The following is a 14,357-nucleotide window of genomic DNA, read 5'->3' on the forward strand; positions in this document are numbered from 1 at the left end:
GGTAGGTTTCGTTGTGGCCGCGGTAGGCGCCCCGCTGGGCGCCCCGCTGGGCGCCTACCCCCAGCCGAGCTCGTGGAGGCGGTCCTCCTCGAAACCGAAGTAGTGTCCGACCTCGTGGAAGACGGTCACCATGACCTCGTGGGCCAGCTCCTCTTCCGAGTTGCTCATGGCCTGCAAAGGTTGCCGGTAAATGGAAATGGTATCCGGCAGGTAGCCGGTGTGTGAGGCGGTGCGGTGCGTGAGCATCACGCCCTCATAAAGCCCCAACAGATCCGGGTTATCCGGGTGTTCCTCCTCGACGAGGATGACGAGATTGCGCATCTGGTCGACGAAGCGATCCGGAATCTTATCCAGGGCCTCACCGACTAGCTCTTCGAAGCGTTCCTCGCTGACCTCGTACACGTGCGTACTCCCTGTGAAATAGTCGGGGTTTATTGGGCCGGTGTCGGCGCAGTCGTGGCGGCAGGAGCGGCACTGTCGCCAGCCGGCTGTGCGTTCTCGCCGCCCGGCTGGGCGTTCTGGTCACGCAGCGGGTTGCGCTTCGGCTGCTCGGTGGGTGGGGCACCGTTGATGTTCAGAGAATCTCGTCCCTCCGCAGCGGAGCCGGTAATGGTGGAAAACAGGCCGTCGTTGACGTGGATGAGGGAGCAGTTCACCGAACGGGAGCCGGCTTCCCAGGACTCGCGGTTCATTGCGCCCCAGAAAGGCTGCAGCGTGGATTGGTAGAGGTTTTCCTCGCCGCCTAGGTAGTCCATGGCGTCCTGAGTACACGTTTCGGAGAGGAACTTATCCATGTCCTCGTCGTTGGGGTAACCATCGGGGAATTTCTCGGCCAGGTTAATGACGGATACGGTCTCCATCTGGTGCGGCTCGCTACACGGAACGGTGCTGAGCACTTGGTTTTCGTCCACCTTGCGGCATTCGCCTGGCTTGGCGACGACCGCCTGGTCCACCTCACTGACCTTGCCAGTGGATTCCTGGGGGACCCCATTGGCGTCGGTGGTTTGCAGGCCGCACAGCAAGGTGCGGTCGCCCTGCTCCCAGGAGGCGGCCGGCGGCAGGATGGAGGCGATGTCGTAGCGGCCGTTGGGATCCCACTTGCCGTTGAGGTAGCTCACCGTGGGGGCTTCGCACAGCTCGTCGCGCAGGGCGTTTTGCCGTGTGATGTCGGGGCGCTTGGCATTGGGGCCGAACTCGCTGGTGGGGTAGGCGCTGAGGTCCTCGCGGGAGGAGACCTCGAAGCGGTGCGGCTTATCGCAGCTGGTCTGCTCGAAGCCGGTGGCAGTGCCGTCTGGGGCGATGTCCCACGTCACGCACGAACCAGCGGAGGCGGTAGTAAAGGATGCGATCTCTCCTTCGGAGGGATCGGCGGCCTGACTGCCGTCGGCGCTGGGGGCAGCGGAGCCTTGTGCGGCCGAATCGGTACCGGTTGGCTCGCCGCTAAAGAGGCCGTAGGACGCCATGAAGGCGGCCGCGGCCACGGCTGCAACGAGGACGACGCGGATGGCGGAGGCGGAGCGCCACGCAGATGAAGTGCTCATAGAACTCTTCATACTACTCCCTTAGCGTCCCTGGCTTCTAGCCCGCCCGGCGCCGTGCGGGAGCACGGCGCCGCTAGATACGTGCGCGGGAGACGTGCGTTGTGAGCCGGTAGCGGTCTGTGCGGTAGACCGAGGAGCACCATTCAACCGGTCGGTCCCCCGAGCGGGCGAGGCGGGTGATGTGCAGCAGTGGGGTGCCCGGTGAGACGTCGAGAAGCTCGGCGATGTCCTCCTCTGCCGCGACGGCCGTGACCGTCTGCTCGGCCTCGGTGATGGGAACCTCGAAGGTGCTATCCAAAATCGCGTAGACGGAATTGTAGATGTCATTCTCCAGCAGCGACGGCGCAAAGGTGGAGTTGTACCAGCCATCGTCGATGGAATAGGGCTCGCCATCGCCTAAGCGCAGGCGCCGCAGGTGGGTATGGGCCACGGTGGTTTCCGTGCCGAAAAACTCGCAGACCTCACTGGGGGCGGTGCTGCGCTCGCCCAGCAGGATCCGCGAGGAAGCCTGTACCTTTTGGTAGCCCATCTCATCGGAAAAGGACGCCAGGTGGAGCCGGGAGACCAGTGGATTCGGAGCCACGAAGGTACCTTTACCGCGCACGCGGCGCAGGCGGCCCTCCGCCACCAAGTCACCAATGGCGCGGCGCACGGTGATGCGGGAGACGCCGTAAGTTTCCTCGAGAATGCGCTCGCCCGGGAGGATGTCACCAGGTTTGAGGGTGGTGCGGCAGAGCTCGGAGAGAATATCCCGCAGCTGAGCGTGCTTGGGCACGGGGCCGTCGGTAATAATGTGAGCTGCCATGTTATCCATGATAGCCAGCTGGTTATGACCAGCGCAAAGGTGTGGCCGTGCGCTAGACTATCCGGCGTGATTGATCTCAAATTTCTTCGCGAAAATCCCGATGTCGTCCGCGCCTCTCAGGCAAACCGTGGGGAGGACCCCGCCCTGGTGGACCAGCTGCTCGCCGCCGATGAGCAGCGCCGCGCGGCAATTGTGAAGGCTGACCAGCTGCGCTCGGAGCAGAAGGCCTTTGGCAAGAAGATTGGCCAGGCCTCCCCGGAGGAGCGCCCCGCGCTGCTGGAGGGCTCCAATGAGCTGAAGGAAAAGGTCAAGGCGGCCGGCGAGGAAGCGGCCGCGGCCGAGGCCAAGGTGGAGGAGCTGCAGTACCAGCTCTCCAACGTGGTGGAGGGGGCCCCGGCTGGTGGCGAGGATGATTTCATCGTGCTCGAGGAGGTCGGCGAGAAGCCGCAGTTCGACTTTGAGCCGAAGGATCACCTGGAGTTGGGTGAGACGCTGGGGCTTATCGACGTCAAGCGGGGCGCCAAGGTCGGCGGCGCACGTTTTTACTACCTCACCGGTGATGGCGCCTTCCTGCAGCTGGGCATGCTTATGCTGGCTGCGCAGAAGGCCCGTGAGGCCGGCTTTAGCCTCATGATCCCGCCGGTGCTCGTGCGCCCGGACGTCATGCAGGGCACGGGTTTCTTGGGCCAGCATGCGGATGAGGTCTACTACCTGCCGGCGGATGATCTTTATCTGGTTGGCACCTCTGAGGTGGCCCTGGCCGGCTACCACAAGGAAGAGATCATCGACCTGTCCAAGGGCCCGCTGCAATATGCAGGCTGGTCCTCCTGCTTCCGCCGCGAGGCGGGTTCGCACGGCAAGGACACCCGCGGCATTCTGCGCGTGCACCAGTTCGACAAGCTGGAGATGTTTGTCTACTGCAAGCCGGAAGACGCCGAGGAGATGCACCAGAAGCTGCTGAACATGGAAAAGGACATGCTCGCGGCGATGGAGCTGCCCTACCGCACCATCGACATCGCGGGCGGAGACCTCGGTTCTTCTGCAGCCCGCAAGTTCGATAACGAGGCGTGGGTGCCCACCCAGGGCACGTACCGCGAGCTCACTTCGACCTCGAACTGCACCACCTTCCAGGCGCGCCGCCTCTCCACGCGCTACCGCGACGAGAACGGCAAGACCCAGTACGCCGCCACGCTCAACGGCACCCTGGCTACCACCCGCTGGCTCGTGGCCATCCTGGAGAACCACCAGCAGGCAGATGGGTCCGTCGTGGTTCCGGAGGCATTGCGCCCATTCGTGGGTAAGGACGTTCTTTACCCCGTAAACTCCTAGAAGAATGACAGGAGGCGCCGCAGGCGCCCCCTCCGATCACCGGTTGTGCCCTCTTAAGGCCCTAAATCCTCCCTGGAGCATCATGAGCGTTGTGACTAATTTCCTCTACCGGCAGATTACGCACATTGGCCGCGGGGTGACCTTGGCCCAGGGGCTGAAGATGCGCCTGTCCGGCGAGGAGAATATCCCGGATAAGGGCGGGGCCGTCATCGTGTGCAATCACACCGGCTACATGGATTTCCTCTTCGGGGCCTTCTTGGCTTATCGCAAGCGGCGTTTGGTGCGCTACTTGGCTAAAGCCTCCATCTTCCAGACGCCGGTGGCCGGTCAGCTTTTTCAGGTGATGGGGCATGTTCCGGTGGATCGCATCGATGGCGGGGCGTCGATTGTCAAAGGCATCGAGCTGGCCAAGAATGGCGAGCTCGTGGGGGTCTTCGCTGAGGGCACGATTTCCCGCAGCTTCGAGATTCGCAGCATGCGCAACGGTGCGGCGCGTATCGCCCACGGCGCGGGTGTGCCGATCATCCCGCAGGTCATCTTCGGCTCCCAGCGTATTTGGACGAAGGGCCAGAAGAAGCACTTAGGCCGCACCAAGACCCCAGTGCTGATCACGGCTCTTGAGCCCTACTACACCACGGGCGATTTCGATGCGGATATCACGGAGGTGCGCCGCCGGATGCAGGCAGCCCTGGAGGGGCTGTGGGCTCAGTACGAGGAGGAATTCGGCCCGATGCCGGCCGGCGAATACTGGGTACCGGCCCGTAAGGGTGGGGGTGCGCCGACGCTGGAGGAGGCCGAGGCCCAGGACTCCGAGGTGGAGACTGAGCGCTACCGTGTGCGCCGGCTGCGCGATGATCTGACCAATCTCAAGGAGCACGTGTCCGAGGCCACCGTGGAGCTCATGCGCGACCGGATGGCGTTGATGAAGCCGGGTAGTAACGAGGAAACCGGTACCGCAGAAGCTGGAGCCGACGCCGCCGAGAAGGACCGCCCGCGTACCGCGCCGGAAACCCTTGAGTGGATCAAGGAAAACCTCAACTCGGTGGTGGAAGAGGCCATGCGCGGTGTCGAGGAGGGCCGCGACAAGGTCACGGGGGTGATGGCGCAACTGAAGTCTGATGTCATGGAGGCCCAAGCTTCCATGGCTGCGAGCAGTAAGGAAATCTTCGCTGGCTCCGTGGTGGAACAGGGGTTGCTCTCCGCGGCGACGCAATCTCGGCTCATTGTCTCGCGCCTGCCGCACCGCGTGAAGGCGCAGTATTCCGAAGCGCCGCGCGTGGTCGTGGCGGATCAGAGCGCGCTGAGCATGGAAAACGGGGAAATCTCGACGCGGCTCCAAGAAGCGCTGATGCAGCTCCACCCGCAGGTTGAGGAGTTTGTCGTGCTCTCGCCGCAGGGCGAGGTACTGGACGCCGCCGCCTTTGGGGACCTTCCGCAATCGTGTTGGCGCGTCGCCTGCTCGGACGGTGCCGAAGGGGTGCAGTTCAACGATGCCCCCGGGGGAGAGGTCGTGACGGCCTCTTCCCCCGCGGAGGGGCTGGCGGCCGTGGTGAAGAAGATTGGGGCTGAGCCCAAGGACCTCCTGTTCTTTGCCAATGAGCCGGGGGATGAAACCTTTGCGGAGGGCGGGGATGGCGTCGCCGTGCGCATGGTGGCGCTTGAGACTGCACCCATTGAGGTGATTAAGGCTGCGCAGGCGGTGACGTATTCCACCGAGCGCTACGGAATGGCCGAGGTGCTGGAGGCCATGGCGCGCTTGCACCAAGAGAAGAAATAAGTCTTGACACCCTGGACTTAAGAAGCGTTCGCAACGCCCGTTAACACCCCCGGAAGGGGGTGTTATTTTATTTTGTTCACCTATGGAATGCCTTGGAAACTCCAGCTTACGGATGCGGAACTTACGTGTGAGTAGCGTCTCCAGAGAGAATTTGGCGTGACCTATAGCATTGGCCGTGGGAGAAAACTTCTTCTTCATTCGCCTTTCGGGCAGGTGGCCGAGGTGTCGGTGCACAGGGCGCGCGTGGTGGATGAGTGCAACATGCTGCGCACACCGTCAACTGGACAGGACTTTCTGACGCCGTGCAGCGAGAGAGGAGACTCGGTCAACAATGACCACGACGAGTATTAACAGCTTCAACCCTGAGTATTTTGAAAAGACGTGGAACGACTACTCCACCGAGGACTATGACGTCGTCATCATCGGCGGAGGTTCCGTAGGCGCCGGTGCTGCACTGGATGCGGCCACCCGTGGCCTGAAGACGGCTGTGCTGGAATCCCAAGACTTTGCGGCGGGCACGTCTTCGCGTTCCTCCAAGATGTTCCACGGTGGCCTGCGCTACCTGGCAATGTTCGACTTCCGCCTCGTTGCGGAGTCCCTCAAGGAGCGCGAGCTCAACATGTCGACCCTAGCGCCGCACCTGGTCAAGCCGCTGAAGTTCATCTTCCCGCTGACCCACCGCGGCTGGGAGCGCGTCATGATGTTCGGTGGCTTTACCCTCTATGACCTGATGGGCGGAGCCAAGAGCGTCCCGATGCAGAAGCACCTCACCCGCAAGGGCGTGCTGAAGGTGACCCCGGGCCTCAAGGAGGACGCCGTCGTCGGTGGCGTGCGCTACTATGACACGCTTGTCGACGACGCCCGCCACACCATGACCGTCCTGCGCACTGCCGCCGAGTATGGCGCTAGCGTGCGCACCGGCACTGAGGTGATTGGCTTTGAGAAGGACGGCCGCGGCCGCATCACTGCCGCGAAGGTCCGGGACCTGGAAACAGGCCGCGAGACCACCGTGAAGGGCAAGGCCTTCATTAACGCGACCGGTGTGTGGAACGACAAGATTCAGGAGATGGCGGGCGCTGAAGGCAAGTTCACCGTCCACGCTTCCAAGGGCGTTCACATCGTGGTCCCGAAGGATGCCCTCGACGCCGACGCCGCGCTGTGCTTCGTCACCGAAAAGTCCGTGCTCTTCGTCATCCCGTGGGGTGAGTACTGGATCATCGGCACCACCGACACCGATTGGGAGAAGGGCCTGTCCCTGCCGGATCCGGCGCCGACCAAGGCGGATATCGACTACATCCTGGATGAGGTCAACCAGCGCGTGCGCGACAAGATCACCCGCGATGACATCGTCGGCGTGTACTCCGGTCTGCGCCCGTTGCTGTCCGGCAAGTCCGATTCCACCACTAACCTGTCGCGCAACCACGCCGTTGCCCGCGTCGCACCGGGCATGGTGTCCGTCGCCGGTGGTAAGTACACGACCTACCGCGTCATCGGCAAGGACGCGGTGGATCTGGCCGCGAAGGAGCTGGGGACCAAGGTGGCTGAGTCCGTGACCGAGCGCACCCCGATTCTGGGTGCGGACGGCTACCACGCACTGGCTAACCAGGTTCCGGCACTGGCCCGCCGCTACAACCTCGACGAGGACCGCATCGAGCACCTGCTCGGCCGCTACGGCTCGCTGATCGGTGAGGTCCTCGCCCCGGCTGCTGACGACGCCACGCTGCTCGAGTCGGTTCTGGGTGCCGAGAGCTACATCTGGGCAGAGGTGCGCTACGCCGTGACCCACGAGGGTGCCCTGCACATCGACGACATCGTCTCCCGCCGCCTGCGCGTGGCCATCGAGTTCGCCGACCGCGGCGTCGCTGCCGCACAGCCGATCGCTGAGTTCGTCGCCCCGCTGCTGGGCTGGGATCAGACCGATATCGAGCGGGAAGTCTCCCACTTCACCAAGCACACTGAGGCAGAGCTCGCCGCTGAGGCAGCGCTGACCGACCGTGAAGCAAACGACATCCTCGAGCGCGCAGGAAGCGCACGAGCCACCAAGGAAGAAGCCTAAAAGTCACGGGGCCTAGCGAGCGGTGGATATCCCTCGCTGGGCCCTTGGCCTAGGCAGATAAGAAAGGACATCTTATGACCGGAATGGATGCATTCCTGTGGGAGTTCATCGGCACTGCACTGCTGCTCCTGCTCGGCAACGGCGTGTGCGCCGTTGTGAACCTCCGAACTTCTGGCGCGCGCGGTTCGGACTGGATCGTCATCGCTATGGGCTGGGGCCTCGCGGTTTTCATCGGCGCTAGTGTCGCCGACCCCTCCGGCGGTCACCTCAACCCGGCGGTCACCATCATGCTGGCGGTGAACGGTTCCCTTGAATGGGGCCTCGTTCCCTACTACCTGCTGGGGCAAATTCTCGGCGCCATGCTTGGTGCATTCCTTGCCTGGGCTACGTTTAAGCAGCTTTTCGACGCCAACAACCTCGATGAAGCCGGCAACGTCACCGGCGCCAACAAGAACACTGGGGGGATTTTCTTTACCGCCCCGGCGCACCCGAACAACGGCTGGAACGCAGCCACCGAGTTCATCGCTACCTGCGTACTGCTCATGTTCATCGCCTTTGGCCCGGCCGGCGGCGAGTTGGGTCCGCTGAAGTACTTCGCCGTTGCCTTCGTCGTCGTGTCTGTGGGCCTGTCCCTCGGCACCGCTACCGGCTACGCGATCAACCCGGTCCGTGACCTCGGACCCCGCATCATGTACGCCTTCGTCCTCCCCATCAAGGACAAGGGCAGCGCCAACTGGGGTTATGCCTGGGTTCCGGTGGTTGCACCGACCTTGGCGGCCGTCGCTGTCGGCCTGCTGTCCATGGCTCTCTAAAAATCAGACCTTCACTACTCAGAAACGGAGAACACAATGTCTACCAAGCGCTACGTTGCAGCGATTGACCAAGGAACTACGTCCACCCGCTGCATCATTTTCAACCACGACGGCGAGCAGGTGTCCGTCGGCCAGCTCGAGCACGAGCAGATTTTCCCGGAGAAGGGCTGGGTCGAGCATGACCCGGAGGAAATCTGGAGCAACACCCGCCGCGCTGTGGGTGAAGCTTTGGCCAACGGCGACATCAATGTCGAAGATATCGCAGCACTTGGCATTACCAATCAGCGTGAGACCACCGTCGTGTGGGACAAGAACACGGGTAAGCCGGTATACAACGCCATCGTGTGGCAGGACACCCGCACCACCGAGATTTGTAAGGAACTCGCTGGTGATGAAGGTGCGGACAAGTGGCGTCGCCGCACCGGCCTCATCATCAACTCCTACCCAGCCGGCCCGAAGGTGAAGTGGATCCTCGATAACGTCGAGGGCGCCCGCGAGCGCGCGGAGAAGGGCGAGCTGCTCTTCGGCACCATCGATACCTGGCTCCTGTGGAACCTCACCGGTGGCGCCGACGGCGACAACGGCCAGGAAGCCCTGCACGCCACCGATGTCACCAACGCTTCCCGTACCCTCCTCATGGACATCGAGAAGCTCGAGTGGGATGAGGAACTGTGCAAGGAGATGGGGATTCCCACCTCCATGCTGCCGGAGATCCGCCCGTCCCTGGGCGACTTCCGCACCGTCCGCGAGCGCGGCTCGCTGTCCGGTGTGCCGATTCGCGCCATCCTGGGCGACCAGCAGGCCGCCATGTTTGGCCAGGGCTGCTTCCGCCCGGGTTCTGCTAAGAACACCTACGGGACCGGTCTGTTCCTCCTGCTCAACACCGGTACCACCCCGAAGTTCTCCGAGAACGGTCTGTTGACTACCGTGTGCTTCCAGCGCGAGGGCGAGCGCCCGGTGTACGCGCTCGAGGGTTCCGTCTCCATGGGTGGTTCCCTGGTGCAGTGGCTGCGCGATAACCTGCAGCTCATCCCGAACTCCGCGTCCATTGAGAACCTGGCTCGCGAGGTCAAGGACAACGGCGGCGTCTACATCGTGCCGGCTTTCTCGGGACTTTTCGCTCCGTACTGGCGCCCGGATGCCCGCGGTGTCATCGTTGGTCTGACCCGCTACGCCAACCGCAAGCACCTGGCCCGCGCCGTGCTCGAGTCCACCGCGTACCAGACTCGCGACGTCGCCGATGCCATGGTGGCGGACTCCGGCGTGGAGATCACCGAGCTGCGCGTCGACGGCGGCATGACCATGAACGAGCTGCTCATGCAGTTCCAGGCGGACATGCTTGGCGTGGAGGTCCACCGCCCGAAGAACGTGGAGACCACCGCTACCGGTGCGGCCTTCGCTGCGGGTCTCGATTCCGGTTTCTGGGATGACCTCAGCGTACTGGGCTCCCAGCAGGGCGACTTCAAGGTCTGGAAGCCGCAGCGCGAGAAGGACGAAGTCGAGGCTCTCTACCGCGACTGGAAGCGCGCCATCAAGCGTTCCCTGAACTGGGAAGACGTGGACGATGACGACGTTATCGCTTAAGGGCTAAGTAGCAGTCTTTGCAGGCAAGCGCGGCTGTCACGAGCATTCTCGTGGCGGCCGCCTTCGTCGTTGTGCGAGTGGCGGGCTGCGGCACGGTGGTGGGGAGCCAACGCTGCAGTGGACGTTGTTGTGGCCACCAGCGTTGCGGGTGCGCTCTTGTGTGCATCGCTCTGACGTAGACTCAGGGCTATGGCCAGTGACGTATTTTCGGACCGCGCTCCGCGCCTCATCATCAGTGACATCGATGGTACCTTGTTGGACCGGAACCACCGAGTTCCCAGGCGAAACCGCGAGGCAGTGGCCCGAGCAGTTGCCGCGGGCAGCGAGTTTGCGCTGGCGACCGGCCGGCCCTTCCGCTGGATCATGCCCGTACTGGAGCAGCTGACCGTGCGCCCGGTGTGCGTGACATCAAATGGCGCGGTGATTTATGACTCGGCAGAAGACCGCGTGCTCTCCGCCCACGAGCTCTCGCCTGAAGCCCTCGCGGAAATCGTGGAGGTGGCCACGAAGGTACTCGAGCCCCATGGCGGTGTTGGCTTCGGCGCGGAGCGCACGGGAGGCTCGGTCTTGGATCCGGTGGAGGAACTCTTCGTGGTGGAATCGCACTATTCGGAGAACGCGCTTTTTGAAGGCTTCGGCCTCGTGAGCGTCGGCGAATTGGTGTCCCGACCGGCGGTGAAGCTGCTGATCCGCAACACCGCGTTCTCCGCACCGGAACTCTACGAGCTTATTGCTCCGCACATCGATTCCGAGCTGGCCCACGTGACCTACTCAATGTCCGAGGGGATCCTCGAGGTGGCGGCCCCCAACGTGACGAAGCGGCGCGGAATTAAGTGGCTGGCCGAGCATCACGGTATCGCCCGCGAAGACATAATCGCCTTTGGCGATATGCCCAACGATATCGAGATGCTCGAGTGGGCAGGTTGCGGGGTTGCCATGGAGAACGCTCACCCAGAGGTCATGGAGGCGGCAGATGCGGTGACGGTAGCGCATCACCAGGCAGGTGTGGCAAAGGTGCTTGAGCGATGGTTCTAGTGCTGCTGTACCCCGCCGCGCTGTAGCCGTGAAGCCCAGCGCTACCTGCCCTTTTTCTAGCAGATTCTGAGAGTTTTCTGCCTCCGGTTGCGGGGTGTGTGGTGGTGTTTTAGTCTCGTGGGCATGGGGGATTTGGAGACTTATTTCTCCTATCGCAGTTCGGGGTTGGATCTTGTGGGGCTTGCGGTAGGCAGTGTGGATGATTTACGCGCGCGTGGTGCTTCTGTGGCTGATGCTGCGGAGTTGACTGGGCTGCATGCGGTGTATTTCGGGCCGACGCGTTTTAGCGGCAAGCAGCGCCAGGCGCGTGCGGCCGCGGTTTCTCAAAGGCATGATCTGGCGACGTTGAGCTTGATTGAGTCGTATACCGGCAGGGTGAAAAAGGAGTTGGATGCGTGGAATCTGCGCGTTCGGCTTGCGGCGACTCCGGCACACCGTATCCCGAAAGTGGCGAAGGAACGGTTGAAGCAGTTGCGGCCGCGGCGAGTGCCTGAACCGGGGGTGCGCTTGACGTATCGGAAGGTGGGTCCGCATTCGCTGACGATTACTGATTCAGCCTTGCGCATTAGTGAGATGCGCGGAACCTTGGAGTCGATTAATTCGGCTGATTTATTGGATGCGGCAGGTCAGGTGTTTTTCAACCAAGCGCATGGGGGTTCTAAGCCTGCGGTGGCGACCAATGTGGTGGTCACCTTGGATGAGTTGGACCAGATTGTGCGCGGTGAGGGCGATGATATTGAGCTTGTGCTGACTAATGGTGGGCGGATGACAGGGCGGGAGTTTGTCACCTATAAGTTTGCCGAGGTTGGGTATGTGACGTTGGTGCATCCGACGATTGGGCCGGTGTGGTTGCATCGGGTGCGGCGTTTAGCTGGGTTTGAGCAGCGGTTAATGGCCAGTGCGGAGCATCCGACGTGCGCGCGTGAAGGGTGTAATAAGCCGGCTGATTATTGTCAGGTGCATCATTTGGTGCCGTGGAAAGCTGGTGGGGCGACGGATCCGCCGAATTTGACGATGTTGTGTGCTTATCACAATGGCATTAATGATGATGATCCGGATAAGCCGACTGGTGCTGGCTATGTCTTCCGGTTGCGGGGCGGGGTGGATTATGTGCCACCCTGGGCGGAGCCGATTACTTCCCAGGCGGCGTACCAGGCAGCACAAGCAGCGTTGAAGCAGCAGGCCAACGGGGGCTTAGTGGGCGGATCCCCGCCGGATACCTAAATCCAATAGATAACATGCCGAAGCGGAAGCCACCGAGGTGGCTCCCGCAATATCGGCGATCCCACAGGGCTGTGCGCGTGAGTTTTGCGCACACGCGGTGCGGCTGGGATTAGTTCGTGAAGACCTGAATCTGCTCAGTCTCCGGGTTGTAGACAATGGAACCGCCCTGGAACTGCACGCGGACTTCCTTGCCGAGGCCGGTGGGGACTTCGTCGGACGTCGGCAAGCCGAGCGTTGCCGAGTTGTTGCCGGAGGCCCATTCCTTTGCGATGCGTCCCACCAGCGCGTGCGTACCGGTGTCTTCGGAACTGAGCACGATGCCGTTTTGGAAGAGCTGGTAGATGATGCCTGCCGACTCATCCGGACCGCCAACTGCCAGGCCAAGTGCTGGGCCGAAGGCATTGAGAACTGCCGTCCACGTTTGCTTCAGGCCCTCGTTCTTGCTCAGGGCCAACACCTTGGTCACGATGCCCGGGATCTGCTCCACCGGCAGCCCATTGACGGTTTGGTCCGTGTCAATCTGCTGGTCCGAGCGGGCATACATGATGGCGAAGAGGGTGCCAGCCAGACCGACTAGCGCGGTGATGGTGCTCATCGGGATTTCAGTATCGCCCAGCGAGGACGTTGCCTCCTGTGCCGGGGCAGCCGGTGCGGGAGCAGACGGCGCGTTTCCGTTCGGCGTGGAGCCAGAGGAGTCTGGGGTAGAGGTATTTCCGCTGCCCCAGTCTGTCGACGTCGAACCAGACGCGCCCGACTTAATGGCGAGGTACTTCTTGTGCGCTGCCTGGCGGATAGTCGGCCACTGGGCAATGGTGTATTTACCCGGGCAGGCAGTGAAGTGAACGTCGCTGTGACCGAAAAGGCCATAAACCGGGGCAGAGGCGCCTGCTGGGTAGCGCGAACCACCGAAGCCTTCCGAGCGAAGGGAGACGCGGGAGGTCGGATCGACACCGGAAATGGCGCCCTTCCAGCCGGCGAGGTCGGTGACAGATTCCAAGAGGGCTTCCGTCGGCTGCGCAGTCTCGTAGTTACCAATCATGGAAATGCCCCACGTGTTCCGGTTGAAGCCACCGATGTGGGCGCCTTGCACAGCTTTAGCGAGCCCGCCGTAGCGGCCCTCATAGATAGTGCCGTACTTATCCACCAGCGCGTTGTATCCAATATCGCACCATCCCAGGTTCTGGGCGTGGTACTTGTACGCGGCGCGCACCTGCGCGGCCGCCTGCGCGCGGGTGTAGTTATTGGAGCCCGCGGTGTGGTGCAGCGCAATGGCCTCCACACCATCGTCATAGGTGGGACTCGAGCAGCGGATGCTCTCATCCGCGCCCCAACCTGCGCGCGAGACCACGCGCGGCATACCGTCGGTCTCGGCGGTCGGCTCAATGACCTCGCCCTCCTGGGCGTTGCCGTCCATGAAGACAGCCTCCAGGCCTTCCACGTCGCTATTGGCGGGAAGTTCTTCGGTCTCGGCGACGGGGGCGATGTCGCCGACGTTGAAGGAGGCGTCGTCAAGCGCGGTGTCCTCAACGGGGGTTTCGGTGAACTCTTCGTCCAGATTCGACCCGGTTACCAGATCCACATTGTTGATGGAGACCTGCACGTCGTTGGTATCGCCCACGAAGATGAGCTCGGTGCCGTTCGTGGCGTTCGGATCATCGTTGTTGTAGGACATTGAGTCCATGTCGTACCACTCGGACCAGGACCCGTCTGGCTGCTTGGCGCGGACGAAGGCAGCGACATCGCGCGCGCCCTTCCAAGTCACGGCAAAAGAGGAGAAGGTCTCATCGCGGTGGAATTGCTTGACGGCGCGCGGGCCTTCGCCCTCGCCTTGGGCGGCGATGGCCGGGTCATCCACCACGACCGTTTCGCCAGATCCGAAGGATTCGGAGGCCGAGCTCACTTCGATGGGGCCGCTGCCCGCTTCCTGCGTTTGGATAAGGGTTTGGCCGCCCACGGCTGCGGCAGCGACCACAGCGATCGAGGTGACCGTAGCGATAACCGGCGTCGACCACGTCGATTTCGCGGGAACAAGACGACGTTTGAGGTGCACTATTACTCCCTAGGATGGTGTGCGCCACGAGGTTAAGAGGAGCGCAAAAAGTTAACTAACGGGACAAATGTTACGCCAGGTGTTGGAGTGAAAGAAGGTGTGACACGCGAGTTTTCTCGCTTGGGTGTCACCAGCCGTTCTGTG

Annotated in this window: 11 protein-coding genes; 7 read left to right on the top strand and 4 right to left on the bottom strand. The window is 62.5% G+C overall.

The window, feature by feature from the left end:
• Window positions 1-54 precede the first annotated feature (54 nt).
• The 3 genes from HMPREF3009_RS12215 to HMPREF3009_RS12225 all read right to left on the bottom strand — a co-directional run bounded on the left by HMPREF3009_RS12215 (window position 55) and on the right by HMPREF3009_RS12225 (window position 2,346).
• The gene (locus HMPREF3009_RS12215; protein ID WP_070682213.1) at window positions 55-402 is read right to left on the bottom strand and encodes a metallopeptidase family protein; all 348 of its coding nucleotides are present in this window, start codon (window positions 400-402) and stop codon (window positions 55-57) included.
• A 29-nt stretch (window positions 403-431) separates the two neighbouring features.
• Entirely contained in the window at window positions 432-1,541 is a 1,110-nt protein-coding gene (locus tag HMPREF3009_RS12220) for a septum formation family protein (protein WP_070682216.1), read from the bottom strand.
• Window positions 1,542-1,614: 73 nt separating this feature from the next.
• Window positions 1,615-2,346 (bottom strand): GntR family transcriptional regulator, encoded by a 732-nt coding sequence (locus tag HMPREF3009_RS12225; protein WP_118783649.1) that lies wholly within the window; start codon window positions 2,344-2,346, stop codon window positions 1,615-1,617.
• A 66-nt stretch (window positions 2,347-2,412) separates the two neighbouring features.
• Between HMPREF3009_RS12225 and serS the strand changes: the two genes are divergently transcribed.
• The 7 genes from serS to HMPREF3009_RS12260 all read left to right on the top strand — a co-directional run bounded on the left by serS (window position 2,413) and on the right by HMPREF3009_RS12260 (window position 12,163).
• On the top strand, window positions 2,413-3,675 hold the full coding sequence (gene serS, locus HMPREF3009_RS12230; protein WP_070682222.1) for a serine--tRNA ligase: 1,263 nt from the start codon (window positions 2,413-2,415) through the stop codon (window positions 3,673-3,675).
• An 82-nt stretch (window positions 3,676-3,757) separates the two neighbouring features.
• On the top strand, window positions 3,758-5,452 hold the full coding sequence (locus HMPREF3009_RS12235) for a lysophospholipid acyltransferase family protein (protein WP_070682225.1): 1,695 nt from the start codon (window positions 3,758-3,760) through the stop codon (window positions 5,450-5,452).
• A 331-nt stretch (window positions 5,453-5,783) separates the two neighbouring features.
• Window positions 5,784-7,508, top strand: coding sequence for a glycerol-3-phosphate dehydrogenase/oxidase (locus HMPREF3009_RS12240; RefSeq protein ID WP_070510894.1), 1,725 nt, complete (start codon window positions 5,784-5,786; stop codon window positions 7,506-7,508).
• A 74-nt stretch (window positions 7,509-7,582) separates the two neighbouring features.
• Window positions 7,583-8,320 (top strand): MIP/aquaporin family protein, encoded by a 738-nt coding sequence (locus HMPREF3009_RS12245; protein WP_070510896.1) that lies wholly within the window; start codon window positions 7,583-7,585, stop codon window positions 8,318-8,320.
• 36 nt (window positions 8,321-8,356) lie between these two features.
• The gene (gene glpK / locus HMPREF3009_RS12250) at window positions 8,357-9,904 is read left to right on the top strand and encodes a glycerol kinase GlpK (RefSeq protein ID WP_070510899.1); all 1,548 of its coding nucleotides are present in this window, start codon (window positions 8,357-8,359) and stop codon (window positions 9,902-9,904) included.
• A gap of 189 nt (window positions 9,905-10,093) precedes the next feature.
• On the top strand, window positions 10,094-10,939 hold the full coding sequence (locus HMPREF3009_RS12255; RefSeq protein WP_070510901.1) for a Cof-type HAD-IIB family hydrolase: 846 nt from the start codon (window positions 10,094-10,096) through the stop codon (window positions 10,937-10,939).
• Window positions 10,940-11,062: 123 nt separating this feature from the next.
• A complete protein-coding gene (locus HMPREF3009_RS12260; protein WP_070682228.1) occupies window positions 11,063-12,163 on the top strand; it encodes an HNH endonuclease signature motif containing protein in 1,101 nt (366 codons plus the stop codon).
• A gap of 109 nt (window positions 12,164-12,272) precedes the next feature.
• On the opposite strand, the gene HMPREF3009_RS12265 is transcribed toward HMPREF3009_RS12260, so the two are convergent.
• Window positions 12,273-14,213 carry an N-acetylmuramoyl-L-alanine amidase gene (locus tag HMPREF3009_RS12265; protein WP_070682231.1) on the bottom strand — a complete coding sequence of 647 codons (1,941 nt, stop codon included), beginning with the start codon at window positions 14,211-14,213 and terminating at the stop codon, window positions 12,273-12,275.
• Window positions 14,214-14,357: the final 144 nt, after the last annotated feature.

The sequence above is a fragment of the Corynebacterium sp. HMSC034H07 genome, from assembly GCF_001815175.1.
Classification (GTDB): domain Bacteria; phylum Actinomycetota; class Actinomycetes; order Mycobacteriales; family Mycobacteriaceae; genus Corynebacterium; species Corynebacterium hiratae.